The following is a 21,445-nucleotide window of genomic DNA, read 5'->3' as shown; positions in this document are numbered from 1 at the left end:
CATCTCCTTTTAGTACTTTACTCATAATTTATTTTGTAAAAACGTTATTACAAATCATTAATATTAAACATTTGTAAAAACGTTATCACAAACGCAAATAGTTAGAAAACTTTGTAATTACTTTTTAATTTTCTTTACCGAGCTCCGCTCGATCAACGACGTTCCCAAAACAACTTTCTGACCTACCTGCTCGGAGTTTTTATTCTTCAGGCTTCTCAGCAATATTTCCGCCGCGGCTTTTCCCATTTCCAAATTGGGCCGATCAATCACGGTAACAGGCGGCATCATAAAGCTCGCCAGCTCATGATCGTCAAATCCAACTAATGAAATGTCCTCGGCAAGCTTAAGCTGCAAATCTCTGATCGCTTTAATCGAGCCTTTGCAAATCAAGTTGTTGGCTGAGAATATAGCGGTTGGCGGATTGTCGAGAGACAGCAGCTCCACCGTTGATTTATATCCATGCTCCTCCAGCCAATCGCCTTCTTTCACATAGGAAGCGCTCACAGGGAGTCCGTTATCGCGGAGCGCCCGTTCGAATCCCCAAAAGCGTTCCTTCTGATTGAGGTATAGAGGTTCTCCATAGATAATGGCTATTCTCTCATGACCGTAATCAATTAAATGCTGCGCCGCCTGATACGAGCCTCCGAAGTTATCGATCGTTACGCTGTGGTTAATATTGATTAAGTAGTTGCGATCAACAAAAACAATCGGCTTTTGGATCTGCGAATAAGCAAGATGGCTTTCTTGGCAAGGAATGATAATGAAACCATCCACATTTTTACTGATTAACTCATTGATGTAGGACTCTTCTGTATGGGGATCATCGTTAGTGGAGCACACAAACAGCAGGTACCCGTCTTTTCTTGCTTCGTTCTCCGCGCCTTGAATGACCGCCGTATAAAAGGGATTCATCGTATCCGGCACGAGCAATACAATTGTTTTCGTCTCTTTCTTCACCATGGATACCGCTGTCTTGTCGGGCACGAAATTCAATTCTTCGATTGCCTCCATAACTCTCCGGTGAGTTTCCGGCTTTACGCGATCAAGTCCATTGATAACCCGGGAAACGGTGGATACGGAGACTTTCGCTTTTTTCGCTACATCTTTAATCGTAAGCGGCTTGTACATATTCGTCCCTCTCGTTCCTGTCGAAACTCATTTGCCCGGTTGGGCAAATCATAAAATGCGCATTTGTAATAACGTTTTTACAACTAGAGTTTATCATTGGCATTTCTATTTGTAAACACTTTTTTAACTATTGGAGGAAAATTATAAAACCGTTTTCATATCAAATCCGGATTATTAAGAGTTTTTGAAACGCCTTTTTTGAACATTTGGACGTATATGAAAAACTGATATTATATTATCTGTTGTTTACCATCAACAGGACGACATCTATTGGCCAAAATATTTCGTACAGCGTAATGAATGATTTTATGAAGAATTATTCTTTCAGTTTGCTCAGTTGACTGGCGCTACCAGACTGAATGATGCACAGAGACAGCAATTAAGAGACTTTTTCTTATTCTTCTACCTTTATGCTCACCCGGTTAATGAGGAAACGCTCTACGTCTTTTCTATTTGTAATCCAACCGCGCTTACTGCATTTTGTTTTCGATCCGCTGCATGAACTCTTCGGCGGCACTGTAGCCAAACTGCTTGAGATACCAATTGTTGGCCGCCGCCTCGATCAGACCGGCCACATCCCGTCCCGGCTGGAGCTGGACTTCGATATGCGGAATCTTGACGCCAAGATATTCCGTGAACTGAGGCTCCAGTTCCAGCTCATTATTCAGAGAGTCTTCCCTCCATGGCGCTAATTCAATGTCGAGTACAATGCGCGTCTCGTCCTGAAAAGCCCTGCGCCCGTATTGGCGTACGACATTAATCAGGCCGATGCTGCGCAGCGCGAGGAATTCGCGTGTGGTTTCATTATGCGTTCCAAGCAAAGTGGCCGGGCCCAGTTTCTTCAACACCACAATATCGTCCGCAACGAACCGGTGGCCCCTTCTAATGAGCGTATGGGCGGTTTCGCTTTTGCCGATCCCGGATTTGCCGCGGAGCAGGACGCCTATGCCCGATACATTCACACATACCCCATGGATCGAGATCTCCGGCGCAAGCGCTTTGACCAGATAGCTGTCCAGCTTGGCGATAAACTCCGTTGTCGTCTCCTCGGTCCTTAGCAGCGGAATCCCCTCCTGATCGCAGAACAAGGTCAGATAGGGGATCTCCTGCTGCCCCGACGTCACAATAAAGCATGGCGGATGATATTTGACAATGTTGCCGATATGCAGCTTGCGTTCTTCTACGGTTAAGGTCAATAAATAGTTAACTTCCTTACGGCCAAGCACTTGCACCCGCTCCATCGGAAAAAAATCAAAATACCCCACAAACTCCAACCCAGGTCTATGCGCCCGTGGACGGGTAATCACACGGTCCATACGGCCGGCCCCGGCTAGCACTTCCATATGAAACGTTTCCGCAAGACTTTGCACCGTGATCGTCTTCATCTTGTTCTCCCCAATTATTAATGATTCTGGAATGACACTGTTTATGATTATTTACCCGCTTTTCTTCGATTCGAATAATGCAATGCAAACAGCAGAATAAACCATAAGGGTGTCAATAATAAGGCCATGCGTGTTTCTTTGGCAACCAGCATAATTATAAGAATTATAGCAAACAACGTCAGAACTGCATAATTAACAAAGGGGGTAAATGGTGCTTTAAATTTCGATTTTGCCTGCAACTCTGGCTGCGTCTTTTTATACTTGATGTGACAAACGAGAACCACACCCCAAACCCAAATAAAACAAATGGCGCTAATAGTGGTCACGACGCCAAACGCCTGCTCCGGAATAAGCTTGCTCAATAGAGCTCCCCCGGACAAGACGAGTGTGGAGATCAATAGCCCATTTCTGGGCACATGATTTTTATTCAGCTTGGCAAAATGGGACGAAGCCTGGTTATTCTTGCTTAAATTATATAAAATTCGGCTTGTTGAAAACATCCCGCTGTTGCAAGCGGAAGCGGCTGAAGTTAATACAACAAAGTTAATAATTCCCGCAGCAATCGGAATCCCGACCAAACTAAACGTTTTAACAAAAGGGCTTTCTGCCGGACTTAGTTCCGTCCAGGGGTTAATGCACAATAGGGCAATAATCGCGCCAACGTAGAAAAATAAAATTCTAAGCGGAATTTTATTAATCGCCGAGGGGATGTTTTTTTCCGGATTGGATGTTTCCGCGGCCGATACCCCCACCAACTCCACGCCAACAAAGGCAAACACAACCATTTGGAAGGAAAGCAAGAAACCCGGAACTCCGTTTGGAAATATGCCCCCATGTCCCCAAATGTTTTTGACCGTAACCATTCCTGCATCTGTCTTGAATCCTATGACCAGTAAGATCACCCCAATGGCAATTAATGCGAGAATCGTCACTACCTTAATTAAAGCAAACCAAAACTCCAATTCGCCAAAATTTTTTACAGTTAACAGATTGAGCCCCAATAAAATAATTAAGCAGATGATTTCAGGCACCCATTGCGGAATATCAAACCAATATTGAACATACACCCCAACCGCGATCACATCGGCCATAGCTGTCATGATCCAGCAAAACCAATAGGTCCATCCCGTTACAAAAGCGGCCCGCGGCCCAAGATAGTCTTCGGCAATATCCGTAAAAGATTGATAACCTGCTTTGGACAGCAGGAGTTCTCCTAGCGCCCTCATCACAAAAAATATGGCGATCCCCACGATGAAATAAGCAAAAATAATGGACGGACCTGCCAGTTGAATGGCTTTGCCCGATCCCAGAAACAATCCCGTACCAATGGTACCGCCAATAGCAATGAGTTGAACATGCCGATTTTCTAAATCCCTCTTTAATTCTTGTTGTGCCAAACCAAACTCCCCCTTAAACGTGAAAAGTTGAACAATGATTAACGCCAATAAAAAAAGAGACTGGATGCGCTCCAATCTCCTGGTCATAAGAATAATAAATAAGTTTTGTTATCAACTATTTTCGAATAACAAATAGATATTTAGTACTCTTCTGTCCTTTTGCCTGAGATTGTGAACCCTTCGGCGCCGCGGAATTCCCGCGGTCTCTCCAGAAGCTGCTCCTGCTATAGTACGATCCATAGCAATCATAGCTTGCTAACTATTTAATTTTTTCATTGTAACAACCCATTTAAATATTTTTCAATATTACTCGCAGTGATATATTTTGTCAACGAGATACTTCCCATCGGCGAATGCCCGTTAGGCATTACCTGCCTTAGACGGTTTGTTGCTGGGTGCAAACCACCCAATTAGGGCGATCGCCACCAAGACAGCGTAGAAGACAATCGTCCAGACCGTGCTATGGGGGAAATGAGGATCCAAAACCCCAATATCCTCATGGGCAAGGGTGATGACGGCGAGCTTTACTCCAACCCAGGCAACGATCGCATAAGCCGTCGTCTCAAGCGCCGGACGTTGGGCTAGCAGTTTTACAAACCAAGTAGCTGCAAATTTAATTAAGATCAGGCCTGCAATTCCGCCGAGCAATACAACGATAAATTGCCCCGCGTCCATCCCCCCGAAATCGCCAAGCGGCGAGTCAGGCAGCCCTAGCGCAAGCGCCACCGCAGCCAGGATGGAATCGATCGCAAAGGCAAGGTCTGCCAGCGCAATTTTTCCTACTGTAGGCCAAAAACTTTTCCCTGCCGCCTCTTGTTTCGTGTCCTTGTGCACATCCTCATTCTTCTTGCCGAATCGCGCTTGGATGATGTGCTTTAACCCCAAGTATAGGAGATAAGCCGCGCCAATCGCCTGCACCTGCCAGACGTTAGCAATAAAGGAAATCGCAAATAACGCGGCAAAACGAAAGACAAAGGCCATCATGATTCCATAGTTAATCGCTCGTTTCTTCTGTTCGTCCGGCAAATGTTTCGCGATGACCGCAAGAACGAGCGCATTGTCGGCCGACAACAATCCTTCCAAACCGATAAGAATGAGTAGTGCCCAGGCATACTCCAACCACATTTACTCCATCTCCCCTTTGCAAAGCAAGTTTTGTCAACCGACAATGCTGCACGTAGATAATATTGACTTGTACAGCAATGGGTATACGAGATGTTATACGAAATATCCCCCCGATACAGTTCATTTTTTTACGATGAGAATAACATCGTTACTTCCTCCTGCTTTTAACATTAATTTTCAATGCGAACTAACCGTTTCTCGCTTCGATCCCAGCGCCATCCCATATCCTTCGTTAATGACAAGCCACCATACCACTCATCCACTCCCTTTTCCTGTAACCAGTCCTTTTCACCCGATAGAACTTCCTGTCCGAAATTGGTTAATGCGACAGTACCGTCTTTCGCGGAAGGAAGCCCGCCAATAAAATAATCCGGCCCCTCGGCCTCCAGAAGTGGCTTCGGCAGCTCCGCCATCGTTTTTAGCCGGTACCGAAACTCCACGTCCCCCATTCCCAATTCGTGCAGCCTTTCTCCCACTTCCTTAAACAATTCAGCAGGTTTTTGCACTCCGTTATTTACAAGCTCTAACGTGGTTTGCTCAACGATTCCCAACCCATTGTCCGACGACGGAAGCCGGTTCAAATGCATTGTAAATGCCGAATGCACGAAAGGAAGAATCGATGTCTCCAACCGCAAAATTCCAATATGCTTCTCGATGTCCCGGGAAGCGTACGCCTCCCAAATTTCGGCGCCCAGTTTAAGCTCCTCCTCACCAATTCGCCTCCACGTGCCTGACAAGGTTTCCAATTGCTCCGTAGTAAGCTGCCCCATTCCCCGAAACAAATCAATCCCGGGATAGTCCCCGATGCACAGCAGATTTAGTTTTGTATTGCCTAACGGCTGCTTTGAGAACCAATGTAATAGAAAGGCCAGCATCGTCTGATCGAATAAATCATGCTCGAACCACATCACGACCTCATCGTATTTGCGGAAATTTTGGAGGCAGGATTCCTGGGATTCGCAACTTGCAATGAATTCCGATGCAGGGATGCCCAGAGTTTTTTCCAAATAAGCTGCCCTAAAAAACCTCTCGTTTTTTCCGTCCATGTTCGTAAATGCCGGGCCAACAGGATACACTTCTCTCCAAACCAAAATATCTCCCTGAACGTTTCCGTTCCTTAGCTTATTGCCTACATGATCACCGTTCACAATATGAAGCATTTTTTCCCCTCCCCAAAAACAAAACATGAAAGGAGCTGCCAAGCAGCTCCTTAGTTATTGAATCATATATTCCCCGGATCCTGCTTGGGTAATTCAGTTCGCGGTATTGCGGCTAAATCGGTTCACGGCGCTAAACAGGGCTTTTACGGAGGAGGTCATAATATCAACGTCAATGCCGCAACCCCAATATACGCTGCCGTCGGCAGCCGTGATGCCGATATAAGAGACCGCTTGTGATTTAGAGCCTGTTTCCAGAGCGTGCTCGGTATAGATCAAATCGGTATAGTTCAGCCCAAGCTCAGTTTGCAGAGCATTGCTGATCGCATCGAGTCTTCCGTTTCCGGTGCCTGCAATTTCCTTGACTTCATGGCCGGTCCGGATCGTGACGATGGTTTGAAAATCTTCATTGTCCGTAATGCGGTATTTGATAAACTCGACAGGCGTTTTAATGTTCACATATTCCTTCAAGAAAATATCGTATATTTCCTCGGGCATCAGTTCTTTTTGCTGCTGATCCGATACGTTTTTAACGGAGTATCCGAAGTTTTCGCGCATTTTCGCCGGGAGATCGAGTCCGTACTTCAGCTGCAGCACGTATCCGATCCCGCCTTTGCCGGACTGGCTGTTAATGCGGATAATATCGCCTTCGTACTCCCTGCCGATGTCCTTGGGATCAATCAGCAGATAAGGGACCGACCAATGCCGGAGTTCTTTTTCCTCGCGCCATTTCATCCCTTTAGCAATCGCATCCTGATGTGAGCCGGAGAAAGCGGTGAATACCAGTTCGCCTCCGTAAGGATGTCTTTCGCTCACTCTCATTTTGGTCAGCCGCTCATAAACGGAGGCGATCGTAGGGATGTTCTCAAAATTCAGCTTCGGGTCTACCCCGTGCGAGTACATGTTTAGCGCCAGCGTCACAATGTCTACGTTCCCCGTTCTTTCCCCGTTGCCAAACAAAGTGCCTTCGACGCGCTGAGCGCCGGCCAGCATCCCCAGCTCCGCGTCCGCCACACCCGTTCCCCTGTCGTTATGCGGATGGAGCGACAAAATCACATGCTCCCGGAAATTCAAGTGCTCGCTCATATACTCGATCTGGCTGGCGTAAACGTGAGGCATCGACATGGACACCGTTGCCGGCAGGTTGATGATGACCGGGCTCTCCGCCGTCGGCTGCCATATGTCAAGCACGCTGTTGCAAATATCCAGCGCAAACTCGATCTCTGTACCGGTGAAGCTCTCCGGCGAATACTGAAACTGGAAGTTCCCTTCTGTTTCCTCCGCACACTGCCGGAGCAGCTTGGCGCCATTCAAAGCAATGTCGATAATTTCTTGCTTGGATTTGCGGAATACCTGTTCCCGCTGCGCCACGGAGGTCGAGTTGTACAGATGGACGACGGCTTTTTTCGCGCCTTTTAGCGATTCGAACGTTTTGCGGATGATGTGCTCTCTCGACTGGGTCAGCACTTGGATCGTAACGTCATCCGGGATCAAATTCTGCTCGATCAATGTACGCAAAAAGGTAAACTCCGTTTCCGACGCCGCGGGAAATCCGACCTCGATCTCCTTGAACCCGATCTCCACAAGCATTTTGAAGTACTCCAGCTTTTCCTCCAAATTCATCGGAACGATTAAGGCCTGATTCCCGTCGCGAAGGTCGACGCTGCACCAAATCGGCGCCTCTGTAATGTATTCCTTCTTGGTCCAATTCAAGCTCGGCTCCGGCGGCATAAAATATCCTCTGGCGTATTTTTCAACATTTTTCATGGCGATCCTTCCCTTCATCAATTTTCGTGCTTATCCAACAAAGATCGGATGCGAAAAAAGCCTTTCATCTCCATTAACAGAGACGAAAGACTTTGACATCTTACGCGGTACCACTCCGAATTCACGCCACCCTTGGGCATGCCCTCTACGGATACGGGTTTGCCAAAACGGACAAACCTGGCATCCTCCTGATGATAACGGTCAGGCTCCGGCTCCACCTACTTAAAGAGGTTGTGCAAAAAACCGTCTTTGGGGTTCAGCGGGCAACTCCAAGGCGAGTTCCGATTTCCCCCACGGCTGTTTCACACCGTCCAACAGCTCTCTGTTCGCTCGGAAAACCGTACTATTCCTTCTCAACGTATTTTAAATATTAGAATTAATGTTATATCAGCAAAACGATGATGTCAATTATAATCTGATACCATTCCTGCCCAAACGCAGAAAAAGGCCGCCGGTTGCCGGCAGCCTCGACATGTTTATTGTGAAGTGTGGTGAGCGGGCACTGCCCGCGATTGTCAGTTCGGTGCGCCCTCAGTCCCTTACTTGGACTCAACGCGGCCCAGCGGCTGGGCGCTCTCTTCCAGAACCGCGCGAGCTGCCGGCCAGCTGGAATCGTCGAGATCGAGCGCATGGCGAAGGTAAGCCCACGTGATCCTTTGGACCAGGGCGACTCGTTCAGGGTTCTCATCCGTTGTTTCCGCAACGTTGTATCCGGGAATTCCGCCAAGCGAGTGCTCGGCCCCGAAGAGGGTGAGCAAGCTCTTGCTGCCCGGGCTCAGGAAATACGGGTCGGTGAACCAGTCCGGCCCCCGAGTGGACAGATGGGACTGGTCATGGTCCCCTGCGACCACGAGGGCCGGCGTGTTCATGTCCGCGAAGCTCGGGTTCATGAAGGGAAAGTGCTCGGCCGCGAACGGAGTCAAGTCAGCTCCCCCCTTGCCGGTCGTGGCAAGCAATACGCCTGCCTTGATCCGTGAGTCGGACATATCCTCTCCCGGTTCACCGCGGGCGTCGAGGACCCGTGCGCCGAGCAGTATGCTTGCCGTTTGGCCGCCCCAGGAGTGTCCGGCAACAGCGATGCGGCTTCGGTCAAGGCGCCCGCTGAGACCGGGAACGGAAGCTTCAATGAGATCAAGCTGGTCGAGGACACGTTTCATGTCCTCAACCCGGAAACGCCAGATCAACGGTGTACGGGGATCGTCAGGAGCAAGGTTCAGCGTCCTCGAGTCGAGATGGGTGGGCTGAATGGCCACGAAGCCGTGAGCAGCCCAGAAGTCGACCAACGGGCTGTAGCCGTCCAACGACCAGCCAAAACCGTGCGAGAAAACAATAATAGGCAATTCGCTTCCAATCGCAGGCGCGGATACTCGCACTTGCAGATCCTCACCGCGGCCCGGAGCCGATAACACTACCGGTTTCACCGAGATGACTGGAGTGGGTGCACTAACTTTAATATCCATAGTAAGAGTTCCTTTCTTGTACGAGAGATTGGCTAAACCGTTTCTGGAGGAAGCGGTCAAGCGTACTTTGCAATACAGCTCTTGGTTGACGTGTCAACTAAGATTTACCTTATCATGTTGTGGTTGACGTGTCAACCATGATATTATGTTCCTATGGATAAAAACGAGCTGAACGAAGAGGAAATGCGAATATGGCATATGTGGAAAGGCACCTTTCAGACCATCTTCGGCCGCGTTATCAAAGAGATGTCCGAGCACACAGGACTATCAGAGGGTGATTACGGGGTATTGGACCGGTTAGCCCTTTTAGGGAACGGCAGCCTTCGCCAACAGGAATTGGCCGACTCGATGGACTGGGATAAGAGCCGATTGTCACACCATCTGACGCGGATGGAAAAACGTGGACTTGTGATGAGAAAACCAATAGACACGGATCGCGGTGTTCAAGTCACTATCACTTCCGCCGGACAATCAGCGCTGGATGATGCCCGGCCCATAGTCGCAAGGGCAATACGCAAACATTTCCTTGATCGATTAACCGATCAAGACATTGCGTTGATTACCAAGCTGGCGCAAAGTACAAAAACAGGGCCTTCAGCGTCTTGTTAACCCCCTCCCCCGGCGCCTTGACCGCGTTTTTGATGTTATTTATGAAGCAGATAAGCTCTTTCCAATCTGTGGACACTTCTCTAACGGACACCAGCGACCTTATCCGCCCATTTCCCGGGCATTTCCCGGCCTAACGGACACACATGACTCTATTTGGCTCAAAACCAGTTCATCCGGGCTGATTTGAGGTAAATAACGTCAACTGTGTCCGTTACATTTTGCATACCTCCGTTTTTCCGCAGATAACGGCTCTGGAGTCCCTTAGCCTCCAGACTCGGAGGATTCTTGCATTTAAAGGCACCCGTTAGGGTGCCCAATGAGATGATTTTATTAGGGCTATGCGCAAGTTCAATCTCTTTTTTCCGTTCTGGTATACGGGAACGTTTAAAGGCAGATGCAAGCAAGACCAGAAGGCCGCAGGCGCCGATCCAAATTAAGGCGAATGTAGGGTGATTCATGCGTAAGCTCTGCCCAAGGAAAAAAACTCGCGCAGTCCATCAACCATGAAACGCATCGGCAATCATGATAGCACCCATTCACGATAAAACGGAGATAATATCTCGGGAGCGAAACTAAGAAGCGGTGCACCGATAAATAAGAACAATACAAAAATAATCTGGGTGTCGGATAGAATGTTTGATCGTATTCTCTAGAGAGTGCGAACTACGCCCTATTTGTGGTAGGGTTCACCGTATTATATAGAGAAAAGTCAAAATCCATCCGCGACTCCCTGCGGCGGCTCTGCTGTCCGCTTGCGGTATTCCTTTGGCGAGAGCCCTGCTATTTTGTTGAACATATGCGTGAAGTAATTGGAATCGTTGAAGCCGATGGCTTGGGCGATTTCGAAAATTTTCATGTCGGTGCTTTTGAGCAGGATCTTCGCTTTCTGCACGCGCAGGTTTTGTATATAGCCGGTGACGCTTTGACCGGTTTCTTTCTTGAACAGGTTGCTGAAGTAGCTGGGATTGAGATGAACATGGGCCGCCACCTCGGCCAATCCGCATTCGTCCGTATATTTCTCTTCGATAAACCGGATGGCTTGCTTGACCGGATTGTCTTTTTTGCCGGCAAGCCAGTTGTTATGGGAACGCAGGAATTCATGGATGTATACCTGCAGCCAATCCGCAATCTCTTCGGGCGTCTCGCAATTATAGACGGAACCCCACTCGATGGAACGTGCGGCCATCCGCCATAAGGGAAACTGCACTTGCACCAGGCGGAGAAGGGCCGCGGCCAGGAGCAGGGCTTCGATTTTGGCGGTTTGCGGGGGCATACTGCTGATCCGCACCACTTGATCTAGAAGCTCCTTGTTCAACCGGCCGTTGTCTCCCGACATAAGCCAGGATACGATTTCCTTCTCCTTTTCGTAAAGCACCGTCTGGTTAAGTAAAGTTTCATAGGCAGTACTGCGTTCAGAGGCCGCCTCCCGGCCCGGCCCGCTGCAATACCGCTCGTAAGCCTGGCGCAGGTCCTCCGCCGTGCGGCATCGTCCTTGCCCGCAGCAGGCAAGCACCAGTTTCATATAATGCTGAATCGAATCGGTGAGGGTCTGCAACCAGGAAGAAGGCATTTCCGGCCGGGATTCCGGCCGGTCCGCCAATAAAGCCCATTCCGATGAACTCAAGGAAAAAAACCGAAAGCCACCGCCATACCATTTATGCAAATGCTCCCTGACAATGTTGCCGAGAGCAAATTGCAATAGCGGCATATCCTGGGCGGAATAATGTTTTTCCGCGGAAATATAGGTAGGGATGCTAAGAAAGTAAAGCTCGCATTCCTTCATCCGTCCGAGCAAAGCCTCCACCTCTCCGTTGTTGCAGGACATGCCCATAATCGCTGAGCGAAGCTGGCTGTCCTCATGCTGGCGCTTCCAATCCTCCACCAGCCGCCCGGACTGATTTTCTTCGACCAGCCGTACATAGGTCTGGTCCAGCATGTTTAATATATCCGCTTCTACGCAAGGTTTCGTGATAAAGTCCAGCACTCCAAACTTGAGGGCGGACTGGGCGTAAGCAAAATCCTTAAATCCCGTGATGATCACAATCTTAGTCCCCCAGCCGCGAGCCTTGATTTCCTCGGCCAGTTCGAGCCCATCCATATGGGGCATGCGGATATCGGTTAACAGCAAATCCGGGACGCATTGCTCCATCGAAGACAGAGCGGCCTGGCCATTTGCCGCTTCTCCCGCCACCACCCACTCGGCGGACCGTTTTCCGGCCAACTTGAGCAATCCTTTGCGAAAATTCGGCTGATCCTCGGCGATAAACAGCTTGGCTTTCATCCGTTTCCCTCCCAAAAGCTTTGTGAGCGTTACCTCCTGATAAGCTTCGAGCCAAAACTCGCTTCTAAAAGCAATGGCCTAGTTTTGTGAGCATTGCTTCCTCGATCCCGCTTCGTACAAAACTACTTCGGAAGCATGGGCTTAGTACTGTTGCGGCATCGTCTGAATGGGAAGCCTGATGTGAACAGTCGTTCCTTTTCCCTTGACGCTGGAAATCTCTACTCCGTAAGGAGCCCCGTACACCAGTTCAATGCGCCGCAGCACGCTTTTAAAGCCAATTCCCGTTTTGTTGTTCTCCGGCAGCGCATCCTTAACTTCCTTCAAAGCATATAAAGTGCTGTCATCCATGCCGCAGCCGTTGTCAGCCACCTCAATATGCAGCGCTCCATTCCGTAAAGCCGCCTTCACTCTGAGCACTCTGTCTTCATCCATATTCCGGAAGGCATGCACAAATACATTTTCCACCACCGGCAGCAGCAGGCATCTCATCATCCGCAGACCCAGCAACGATTCTTCGGCCTGAATGATCGTTTCAATCTCGCCGGTAAACAATTCAGTCTGAATCTTAGTGTAATTCCGTACCTGCTGCAGTTCTTCTCCCAGTGTCGTATCGGTCTTGACGGATTTAAGCGAATACTTCAGCATCTCCGCGATGGCATTGATTAATAGAGCCGCCTCCGCCTGGTCGTCGTTATACAGCTTCCAATACAGTTCATTAAACAGGTTATGCAGATAATGAGGGTTCAACTGCGCCTGAATGGCTTTTAATTCCGATTCCCGCTGGCTGATCTGAGCCAGGTACACTTTGTTGATCAGAGTGCTTACTTGCTCCGCCATGCTGTTGAAGCTCTCGCCGATAAACCCGAGCTCATCGCCGGAACGGACGCTGATCCGGGCCGAGAAATCCCCCGAACGCAATTTGCGCAGCCCCCGCATCAGATCGGCCAGCGGCTTCAGCAGGGTTCTGGTGGAAATCGTAATCAGCAGCGCGCTGAGAAGCACGACGCCAATTCCGGCAACAACAAAGATATGGATGATGTCTTTGTTTTTGCGTTGAATCTCCTCCAGAGAAACCCCTCCGTATAACGTAAAGCCTGCCGGTTCCAGACGATGGCGGACAAATAAATAGATGACCCCATTCATCTTGACATATTGGGGATTGCCGGCTTCGATCAAGCGCATGAGTTGCTCCGTCTCCTCCCGATTCGTATTGGAGTAGAGCAGTCCCTCCAGAGGCTCCAGCAGCAGCACCTTGCCGTTGCCGTTCGCCGTAAGATCCCGCAGCACTTTGGATACCAGGCTTTCCTCCATTACCACCACCATGGTTCCGTACGGGATCAGCTTATCATTGAGCATCCGTCTGGCGGCGATCAGCACCGTCCGGCGTCCGCCGGGATCGACGGCACTGGGCAGACTGGCCCGCCCCCAGACCAAGTTCCCCCGATGCGACTCCAGCTTGCCCATCACCATGGCCATTTCTTCAGGTCCGGGTTCTCCTGACGCCCCATTTTGGGAGAGAATAGCCAAATCTCCGTTTTCATTGAACAGAAAGATGGATCGGATCGACGGCGTATCCAATTGCAGCGTGATCAGTTGCTCCTCCACGTACTTACGGTTCTTGAATTGAGTATAGAGATCCCCTCCGGGATCGAGGCTCTCTGTGACAAACAATTCCATAGAAGGGTTCAGTATAATGGATTGGGATACCCGGCTTACCTCCTGGAAGGTAAGTTCCAATCTGGCCAAAGCCTGTTCATTGGCAATGGAGAACTGCTTGCTGATCTCGTCCTCCATCAATTGGACATTTAAGCGGTAGACCAGCCACCCCGCTAATGTAAAGGCTAGTGTGACCATACACGAGAGCAGTACAATCAGCTTCAACTTGAAGCTGCCCTTCATTTTTCCGGAAATTCTCCCCGGCCAGCTTATCGGATTCAGCCTGGCTCCCTCCCCGAAACGATGATGCAATCCGATTGTAACCCCTTTCATCGTAATTTTAAAACAAAACTTGGGCCGGCTGCTACCGGACCAAGTCCTTATTCACTTTATTCCCGGTGCTCCGTCCGAACTTTACAGGCCCGGCTGAATTCAAGATTCGACGTCGAATCCGCTTCTTGAACGGCTTCGTCATGGAAAGATGACTTTTTGAACTACCTCTCTAGTTGGGAGCGAACCATTTCCAGTACATCATCGCCCAGGAAGGCCGTGTCTTTATTTTCTTGATACCACGTATTCATGTATTCCTCGATCTGCTTGCCGCCGCCTTTCTCCCAGGCTGCTTTGGCATCCGCAATAGCTTGCTCGGCCGTATATTTGGACCCGCCGATGATTCCTTTGACAATGATGTCTTTCACTTCTTTGTCCACGTTGGTATTGATAACGACCAGGTCGCTTGGCAGAACCGGCATATGCTCATAGTGACTTAGAGCGGGATATTTGGCGGCCGGATTGAGCAAGAACTGGTCCGCTTGCTTCATCATCTCCAGCCCCGCCTTCTGATCCGGATCCTCCACATTAAATGCCGATGCGGAGGTCAAAAATTCGTTCTGCGGGAGGGAATAGAACATGGTGTAGTCCGCAGCCCAATCCACTTCCTTCGTATTCTTGTCGGGATCAATCACGATGGGCGCACCGTCCGCTCCCCTGTTCCAATGTTCTCCCTCCAGCCCCTTTCTCAGCGTCAGCGCCGTATCCGGCTGGAGCATAAAGTTGATATATTCCATCACAGCCTTGGGATCTTTGGCTGCGGCGTTAACCACGGTCGTCATCTGAATCGGGTTGGTCACGTGATGGGTAAATAGCCCCATAGGAGACTCGGGCTGCATCATCGGCGCAATTTCCGCATCCGGGACCACCTTTCTGATGGTCTTGATATCGGTGACCGTACTCTCAAACCAGTTATTGATTTGCGGGGGAAGGAAAACGCCCACCTTGCCGTTCAAATAATCCTGCTTTGCTTTGGAGCCGTTCGTGTCCGCCAGGTAATCCGGGTCGATCAGTCCTTCCTCGAACAGTCTCTTCTTGAATTTCGTCGCCTCCAGCGTATTATCCCAGCTGCGGATGATTTTGTCGTCAGCCGACGAGATGGCCCAGCCGCCCGCGCCGAACATGGAATCCACCATGCCTCCGGAGGTATAGCTGATATTCGTTCCGTACGTATCCTTCTTGCCGTTGCCGTCAGGATCTTGCTCTACAAAAGCCTTCAAGACTGTAATCAGCTCTTCGGTCGTCTGCGGCACCTCCAGGTTCAGCTTTTTCAACCAATCCACCCGGATAAACGCCACGCTTTGCAGATGGGGCTCGTTAATTTTGCCGATTTCGTAAAGCTTGCCGTCCGGCTTGGTGCCCACCTCGCGCAGCCCAGGATACTTCTCCAGCAATTTTTCGTATTCGGGGGCATACTGCAAGTAATCGTCCAGAGGCAGCAGCTGCTTCTGCTGGTACAGGGAATCCCGGAAGCCCGTATCATAATCATTGACCATATCTGGTGCACTGCCTGAAGCGAACATCACATTCAACTTCTGGACCGCCTCCGACCGAAGCACAGGCACAAACTTGGCCTCGACCGGAGAATGTTCGTTGATCCATTTGGTCCAGCGGTTCTCCTCCACGGTTCCCTCCGCCGCCGGGATATTGCCTCTGTCATAGTTTGACACGGTAATGACGGGTTTACCTCCACTTTCCCCCCCCTCTTTTGGCTGGCTGCAGCCGGCAACCCCCGCCGTCAACATGATAGCCAGTACTGCGAATGGCCAGACCCTTTTGTTCCACTTGGATGTTTGCTCAAACATTTGCAAGCTCCTCTCGATCTACGATCTATAATGAATGGATGTGTTTGCCGCTAACCTTTAATGGAACCGAGCATGATTCCTTGAACGAAATACTTTTGCAAAAACGGATATACCACCAGCATCGGCACCACCATCACCATAACGCCGACCGCCTTCAGCTTCTCGGAGATCAGCTCCTGCTGCTGCATGATATCCATCGCCATCATGTTGTCCATGCTCTGAATCTGCAGCATGCTCTGGACGATTACCGTAAGATTCTGCAGTTCCGTCCGATTGATGTAAAGAATGACGTTCATGAACATGTTCCAGTAACCTACGCCGTAAAATAACGTCAACGTGGCCAACATGGGCAGGGATAAAGGCAAAATAATGCGCAAAAGCAGTTGCATCTCCCCGCAGCCGTCAATCTGAGCCGATTCCGTCACTTCACCCGGAATGTTTTCAAAGAAGCTTTTCATGATTAACATATTATAGGTACTGATCAGCCCGACGAACCATAAGGACCAATACGTGTTCGTCAAATGCAGACTGTTCATTACCAGATAAGTGGGAATCATGCCGCCGCTGAATAACATGGTGAAGAGTGCAGCCGTTGTGAGCGGCTTGCGGGCATACAGATAGCGGCGGGATAAAGGATACGCCGTCAGAACCGTGGTCAGCATGCTAAGCGCCGTTCCGCCCAATGTGATAATGACGCTGTTGCTAAACGCCCGCAAGGCCGGCGTGTTCTGAAAAAAATATTCATAAGCGGTGAAATCAAGGCCCACCGGCCAGAACCACACTTGTCCCAGATCCACCGCATGCCCTTCGCTTACGGACAAAGCGATCAAATGCAGGAAAGGCAGAATGCAGGTGAGTGTGATGATAATCAAAACCGTGTGAACGAAGACCGAAAAAATCTTTCCGCTAGCCGTCTCTCTCAAGTGCGTTTCCCCTCCTAAAAGTTTTGTGAGCTTTACTTCCTGAATAAGCTTCGAACAAAACTCGCTTCGAAAGCATAGGCCTAGAATAATCCCTGGTCGAATTTCCTGGCCAGTGCGTTAGCCGACAACAGCAGCACCAAGCCGACAAAGGACTCGAATAGACCCATGGCGGTGGTCAGACTGAATTGGGCCTTCTGCAGCCCCACTTTGTACACATAGGTGCTGATGACTTCGGCTTTTTCCAGGACTGTGGGATTCTGCAAGTTGAAAACCTGGTCGAACCCTACCTCCATCAGGCGGCCCATGCCCAGGATCAACAGAAGGATAATCGTAGGACGGAGGCCCGGCAGCGTAATATGCCAGATCTGTCTCAGCTTGCCCGCGCCGTCCAGGGCGGCGGATTCATACAAGCTGGGATCTATGGACGAAAGGGCGGCGAGATAGATAATGGCGCCGAACCCCATTTCTTTCCACATTCCGGAGCCGATAAAGATCGTGACCCAGGATTCGATGCGGTACAGAAACGGCACCGGCTCCATTCCCCCTTGCTCCAGCAGCTTGTTGACGGTGCCGCCGTCGATCGAAAACAAGGTGAGAATCAGCCCCGCTATGATAACCCAGGACAGAAAATGGGGCAGATAAATAATCGTTTGAATCCAGCGCTTCAGCCATCTTTTTCGAACCTCATTCAGCGCGATGGCGATAATGATCGGCGCGGGAAATCCGAAGATCAGATTCAGAATACTTAAGGAGAGGGTATTCCAGATGATCTGCAGTGTAGCGTCGGACTGAAATAAAATCTTGAAATACTTGAGTCCCACCCAAGGGCTGGACAAAATGCCATCGTGGAAGTTGTAATCCTTGAAAGCGATCACAAGCCCACCCATAGGAAAATACCGGAATATCACGTAATACAGGATCCCCGGTACGAGCATGAGGAACAGCGGAATATTCTGCCGAAACCTCTTGTTCTCATAAAAGACTTGTTTGGCCTTCGGCACGCTGTCCGTTCCGGCGGTCACAGGTGTTGTTGGCATGTTCTAACCTTCTTTCTTGGTTGATTACTTTTCGATGATGTTTATACTGTACCGCAGTCCCTCCGGTGCAAACCTTAAAAATCTCTAGGTTTTTCTAAAGATTTTTTGTTTTTCGCGTACAGAAAAAGGACGCGAATTCGCTCGCGTCTTTTTTGGCGCTTCCCTTTCATGTTCCTCCCGTAACCAGGACTTTGAAATCGTCGAAGTCGATTGAGGCGTTGGCGTAGCCGTCGATGCCGAACCGCTGGCCGGTCAGCTTACCGCCGCCTGTATGGCGGAAAAGGAAGTCAGTGGCCGCCGGAACAGGATCATCGTTGATATAAACGGTATAAGTCTTGGCGTCCCAGTTTGCCACTATTTTAATTTTGTACCATGTATTGTAGGAAACGTCCTTGACCGGCTTCTTGGACCCTCCATTCTGCACGATCATTTTACCCGTATCAAAAGCCGTGACCATAGAATAATTGCCGGTGCCGCTGTCATTTCTCACCATGGCGCCATTGGCGTACTGGAAGCTGCTGTTTAATCTGGCGCGATATTCGATGACGATGCGCTGATCCGCCTCAGCCTTGACCTTGCCTGCATACGGCAGGAACAGGTTTGCCTTGCCCGAAGCAGCGGTTGTGGTCAGCCGAAGGAATTTATTCCCGTCCTCTTCTTGCACAGTGGCAGTAGCGCCATTGGTCAGATCTTCGGTGGTAATGCCGTAAGGGTACTTACCCGTCTCATCGCCGGAGAAATCCCGGTAGGCGTTATAGGTCACGCCATTCTCGGTAAGGTTGAGTGAGCCTAACAGAGCTGCTTCCGCTTCGGCAAGGCGATCCAGCGCCTCTTCAAACTGCTCTTCACGCAGATCAGGGTCTACAGATAACTCTTCCGCATGATCCAGCTCAGCCAAGAGAGCATTATACGCATCTTGGCTAAAGGTTCCCAAGCCTTCGCCCAAAGGATATGAGAAACCGACGATCCTGCTGCGCATGATATCTACAATCTCATCAAGTCCCCATCCCGGGATAACTTCTACGGAAACGGCAGCAGGGATCTTCTCGCCATTCAGTGTCAATATGACAGGAACCTGAACAGTGCCAAGTGAGTTAAAGTATATTCCTTCCAGCTTCCAGCTGACCTCGGCAGTGCTTCTCTCCCCCTTGTAGTTTACGTCGACAACGCCGGGCAGCCTCGGTGTCACACCGGAGGGAGTCCTAACTTGAGAAAGAATCTGAGGAACCTGAGACGGATCAGGAATTACCGTCAAGTTGAACATTGCTTCCTTGCCGCCGTATGCGGCTTTAATCACCGTATCCCCCGGCCCAGCGTCATATACCTGACCGGTGACAGTAACCTTGGCCACGTCGGGGTTGCTGCTGAAGTACGTGGCGTCAGCCGTCACATCCTGAACTTCATAGGTGTTGTAGCGTGCTGTTAACTGCAGTTGCCCTGTCTGCCCGCTTGTCAGGATGTTGTTCATTCCGCTGAGGGCAATGGACTGCACAGACTTAGGTTCAGCGGCGACGGTAACCGTGGCCGTGGCCGTTTTCCCGTTATATGTCGCGGTGATCGTGGCACTGCCTGCCTTGAGTCCCTTGACCCCAATCCCATCAATATCAGCGACCTCTTTGTTGGAAGAACTGAAGGAAACCCCGCTGTCAACAGGGGAATAGGTAGTGCCTGTTACCGTATACACGGGCAAACTGCGACTTTCACCCAACCCCAGCGTGTACCCCGGAGAATCGAATAGAATTTCCGACGCAACATCAAGCTTGAATATATCCATGCTGTCAATTTCGGCAAGGTTGACACCCGTCGAGAAACGGATGGTATTGTTGCCTTGCTTAAGATAGACTTTCGCCGTGGAGGCTCCCCAACGATTCCAGCCGGAATAGACGATGTTTAAATTGGCGCCGGAACCGCCGTTGGCCGACAAGATATGGGAAGCATCCGCCCCATTCGATGAGCCGTTGGCATTGCGCACGGACAGCACATAAAATCCCGCCTCTGGCACGTTGACCGTAAACTGGACATAATCATTGGCGTTCTTGATATTGGCGATCTTCTTCCCGTCGGAAGCGGTACTTTCCCGCCAGACACCGGGACCGGTTCCGCCGCTGAGATCTTTCACCAACAGGGCTGCTTCCGCCTCGTAGCGCTGACGTGCCGGTTCCCCTGAAGGCGCGGCAATCGGTTTGTTCGGATCGACGGGCTCTCCCAGGTTTGGCGTTCCGTCCGCGTTCCAGGTGAATTTCTGTGCGTGGACATTGCGGGTCCACCCTGACCCCGGCCAGCGGGCAGCATGGTAAATGATCCAGTCCTCTGTGCCGTCAGGAGATGAGACGATACTATGGTGGCCAGGGCCGTAAACACCATTGGCGCTAGAAAAGATCGGCGTATCCCGCTTTACCCAGGAGCCGGGGTTCATTAAATCGTCGCTAATCTTGGCCGTGATCAACCCGAGGGAGTAACTGTCTGTCCAGCTCCCGTTGGCCGAATAGATCAGATTGATGGTGTCGCCCTTTACAGTGACCTCGGGGCCTTCATTGATCCTCCCCGGGGAAGTTTCCCAGTCATATTCAGGCGTTGAAATCAGGACCCGTTCCGAACTGATGGTCCGTGGATCGCTCATCTTTGCGATATATAAATTTTGAAAGCTTCCGTCGGTTTCCTCCCAGCCGGACCAAATAAAATAGTGATCCTCATTTACAGTCAGCACTGTGCCGTCAATTGCCCAACGATCGGTGGAATCGGTAATTTTTCCTTTGAACTCCCAGGTTCCCGTCATCGGATTATCACTGGTTTTCTCCAGCACGTACATACGGTGGTTTGCGTTGGTTCCGTTGTCGGCTGCGAAGTAAATATACCATTTGAATTGGCCGTCGTTATCTTTGAGATAGTGCATTTCAGGCGCCCAAACATTGGAACTGTACATGGTACCCTTAACCGGTGTCCAGGCAAGGCTTCTCTCGCCCGCCTCAATGCCGGTAATGGTCTTCGTTCTGCGGATCATGATTCCGCTGGCATTGACAAAGACATTGTAGTAGTAGCCGTCCGTATGCTTGTAAACCCAAGGGTCGGCCCCTGTTTGCATGATAACATTGTAGAAATCAGACACATCCTTCCCCTCCTGCCGGGATGCTAAATTCGCCCTATCTGGCGTTTGCTCTGCCGCCATAGCCGCTCCGTTCCATTGCGGCAGTGTCAGCAGCACGGCGAGACAAAACAGCAAATACCTGAATCTTTTCCGATCCCATAAAACCGCTTTCAACCTCATCCATCCCCCTGTCATTGATTTTTTTAGCCATGTCTTCATTCTACTTTCAGAGAAAATTTAAAAAATGTACTATCTTAAATGGTTTTGGTAACCGTTTTAGAAAAAGTGTCTTGACCTTCG

General features: G+C 50.0%; 15 protein-coding genes, 1 riboswitch and 1 other annotated feature. Of the genes, 1 reads left to right on the top strand and 14 read right to left on the bottom strand.

Going from position 1 to position 21,445, the window contains the following annotated elements; translation table 11 throughout:
• Positions 1 to 117: 117 nt before the first annotated feature.
• The 7 genes from ACLD72_RS28400 to ACLD72_RS28370 form a co-directional block, all read right to left on the bottom strand.
• The gene (locus ACLD72_RS28400) at positions 118 to 1,128 is read right to left on the bottom strand and encodes a LacI family DNA-binding transcriptional regulator (protein ID WP_411002368.1); all 1,011 of its coding nucleotides are present in this window, start codon (positions 1,126 to 1,128) and stop codon (positions 118 to 120) included.
• Positions 1,129 to 1,598: 470 nt separating this feature from the next.
• Positions 1,599 to 2,513, bottom strand: a complete 915-nt coding sequence (hprK, locus tag ACLD72_RS28395) for an HPr(Ser) kinase/phosphatase (RefSeq protein ID WP_251594243.1) — start codon at positions 2,511 to 2,513, stop codon at positions 1,599 to 1,601.
• A gap of 47 nt (positions 2,514 to 2,560) precedes the next feature.
• Positions 2,561 to 3,910 carry an amino acid permease gene (locus ACLD72_RS28390; protein WP_411002367.1) on the bottom strand — a complete coding sequence of 450 codons (1,350 nt, stop codon included), beginning with the start codon at positions 3,908 to 3,910 and terminating at the stop codon, positions 2,561 to 2,563.
• Between the two features lie 141 nt (positions 3,911 to 4,051).
• A riboswitch (glycine riboswitch) is annotated at positions 4,052 to 4,132 on the bottom strand.
• Positions 4,133 to 4,270: 138 nt separating this feature from the next.
• Positions 4,271 to 5,035, bottom strand: coding sequence for a TerC family protein (locus ACLD72_RS28385; RefSeq protein WP_411002366.1), 765 nt, complete (start codon positions 5,033 to 5,035; stop codon positions 4,271 to 4,273).
• Positions 5,036 to 5,205: 170 nt separating this feature from the next.
• Positions 5,206 to 6,195 carry a DUF1835 domain-containing protein gene (locus ACLD72_RS28380; RefSeq protein ID WP_411002365.1) on the bottom strand — a complete coding sequence of 330 codons (990 nt, stop codon included), beginning with the start codon at positions 6,193 to 6,195 and terminating at the stop codon, positions 5,206 to 5,208.
• 93 nt (positions 6,196 to 6,288) lie between these two features.
• Entirely contained in the window at positions 6,289 to 7,959 is a 1,671-nt protein-coding gene (gene leuA, locus ACLD72_RS28375; protein ID WP_411002364.1) for a 2-isopropylmalate synthase, read from the bottom strand.
• Positions 7,960 to 8,034: 75 nt separating this feature from the next.
• Positions 8,035 to 8,325, bottom strand: a binding site (T-box leader).
• 173 nt (positions 8,326 to 8,498) lie between these two features.
• The gene (locus ACLD72_RS28370; protein ID WP_411002363.1) at positions 8,499 to 9,419 is read right to left on the bottom strand and encodes an alpha/beta hydrolase family protein; all 921 of its coding nucleotides are present in this window, start codon (positions 9,417 to 9,419) and stop codon (positions 8,499 to 8,501) included.
• Positions 9,420 to 9,572: 153 nt separating this feature from the next.
• On the opposite strand from ACLD72_RS28370, the gene ACLD72_RS28365 reads away from it, so the two are divergent.
• Positions 9,573 to 10,028, top strand: a complete 456-nt coding sequence (locus tag ACLD72_RS28365; protein ID WP_411002362.1) for a MarR family winged helix-turn-helix transcriptional regulator — start codon at positions 9,573 to 9,575, stop codon at positions 10,026 to 10,028.
• A 709-nt stretch (positions 10,029 to 10,737) separates the two neighbouring features.
• On the opposite strand, the gene ACLD72_RS28360 is transcribed toward ACLD72_RS28365, so the two are convergent.
• The 7 genes from ACLD72_RS28360 to ACLD72_RS28330 all read right to left on the bottom strand — a co-directional run bounded on the left by ACLD72_RS28360 (position 10,738) and on the right by ACLD72_RS28330 (position 21,356).
• Complete coding sequence (locus tag ACLD72_RS28360) at positions 10,738 to 12,309, bottom strand: response regulator (protein WP_411002361.1); 1,572 nt, start codon at positions 12,307 to 12,309, stop codon at positions 10,738 to 10,740.
• Positions 12,310 to 12,450: 141 nt separating this feature from the next.
• Positions 12,451 to 14,298, bottom strand: coding sequence for a sensor histidine kinase (locus ACLD72_RS28355; RefSeq protein WP_458476342.1), 1,848 nt, complete (start codon positions 14,296 to 14,298; stop codon positions 12,451 to 12,453).
• Between the two features lie 161 nt (positions 14,299 to 14,459).
• The gene (locus ACLD72_RS28350; protein ID WP_458476340.1) at positions 14,460 to 16,100 is read right to left on the bottom strand and encodes an extracellular solute-binding protein; all 1,641 of its coding nucleotides are present in this window, start codon (positions 16,098 to 16,100) and stop codon (positions 14,460 to 14,462) included.
• Between the two features lie 50 nt (positions 16,101 to 16,150).
• The gene (locus ACLD72_RS28345) at positions 16,151 to 17,023 is read right to left on the bottom strand and encodes a carbohydrate ABC transporter permease (protein WP_411002359.1); all 873 of its coding nucleotides are present in this window, start codon (positions 17,021 to 17,023) and stop codon (positions 16,151 to 16,153) included.
• 80 nt (positions 17,024 to 17,103) lie between these two features.
• Positions 17,104 to 18,060, bottom strand: coding sequence for an ABC transporter permease (locus tag ACLD72_RS28340; RefSeq protein ID WP_411002358.1), 957 nt, complete (start codon positions 18,058 to 18,060; stop codon positions 17,104 to 17,106).
• Between the two features lie 166 nt (positions 18,061 to 18,226).
• Positions 18,227 to 21,166, bottom strand: coding sequence for a family 43 glycosylhydrolase (locus ACLD72_RS28335; protein ID WP_411002357.1), 2,940 nt, complete (start codon positions 21,164 to 21,166; stop codon positions 18,227 to 18,229).
• Between the two features lie 34 nt (positions 21,167 to 21,200).
• Positions 21,201 to 21,356, bottom strand: coding sequence for a hypothetical protein (locus ACLD72_RS28330; RefSeq protein ID WP_411002356.1), 156 nt, complete (start codon positions 21,354 to 21,356; stop codon positions 21,201 to 21,203).
• Positions 21,357 to 21,445 lie beyond the last annotated feature (89 nt).

The sequence above is a fragment of the Paenibacillus lacisediminis genome, from assembly GCF_046567315.2.
Note: the sequence above shows the minus strand (reverse complement) of the source record. Positions and strands in the feature narration are given on the sequence as shown.

What these genes read in the sequence shown, in the direction of transcription:
- ACLD72_RS28370 (WP_411002363.1), bottom strand. Translation starts at nt 9,419, where the DNA reads ATGGATATTAAAGTTAGTGCACCCACTCCAGTCATCTCGGTGAAACCG.
- ACLD72_RS28400 (WP_411002368.1), bottom strand. Translation starts at nt 1,128, where the DNA reads ATGTACAAGCCGCTTACGATTAAAGATGTAGCGAAAAAAGCGAAAGTC.
- ACLD72_RS28330 (WP_411002356.1), bottom strand. Translation starts at nt 21,356, where the DNA reads ATGGCTAAAAAAATCAATGACAGGGGGATGGATGAGGTTGAAAGCGGT.
- ACLD72_RS28380 (WP_411002365.1), bottom strand. Translation starts at nt 6,195, where the DNA reads ATGCTTCATATTGTGAACGGTGATCATGTAGGCAATAAGCTAAGGAAC.
- leuA (WP_411002364.1), bottom strand. Translation starts at nt 7,959, where the DNA reads ATGAAAAATGTTGAAAAATACGCCAGAGGATATTTTATGCCGCCGGAG.
- ACLD72_RS28385 (WP_411002366.1), bottom strand. Translation starts at nt 5,035, where the DNA reads ATGTGGTTGGAGTATGCCTGGGCACTACTCATTCTTATCGGTTTGGAA.
- ACLD72_RS28355 (WP_458476342.1), bottom strand. Translation starts at nt 14,298, where the DNA reads ATGAAAGGGGTTACAATCGGATTGCATCATCGTTTCGGGGAGGGAGCC.
- ACLD72_RS28365 (WP_411002362.1), top strand. Translation starts at nt 9,573, where the DNA reads ATGGATAAAAACGAGCTGAACGAAGAGGAAATGCGAATATGGCATATG.
- hprK (WP_251594243.1), bottom strand. Translation starts at nt 2,513, where the DNA reads ATGAAGACGATCACGGTGCAAAGTCTTGCGGAAACGTTTCATATGGAA.
- ACLD72_RS28340 (WP_411002358.1), bottom strand. Translation starts at nt 18,060, where the DNA reads ATGCCAACAACACCTGTGACCGCCGGAACGGACAGCGTGCCGAAGGCC.
- ACLD72_RS28350 (WP_458476340.1), bottom strand. Translation starts at nt 16,100, where the DNA reads ATGTTTGAGCAAACATCCAAGTGGAACAAAAGGGTCTGGCCATTCGCA.
- ACLD72_RS28360 (WP_411002361.1), bottom strand. Translation starts at nt 12,309, where the DNA reads ATGAAAGCCAAGCTGTTTATCGCCGAGGATCAGCCGAATTTTCGCAAA.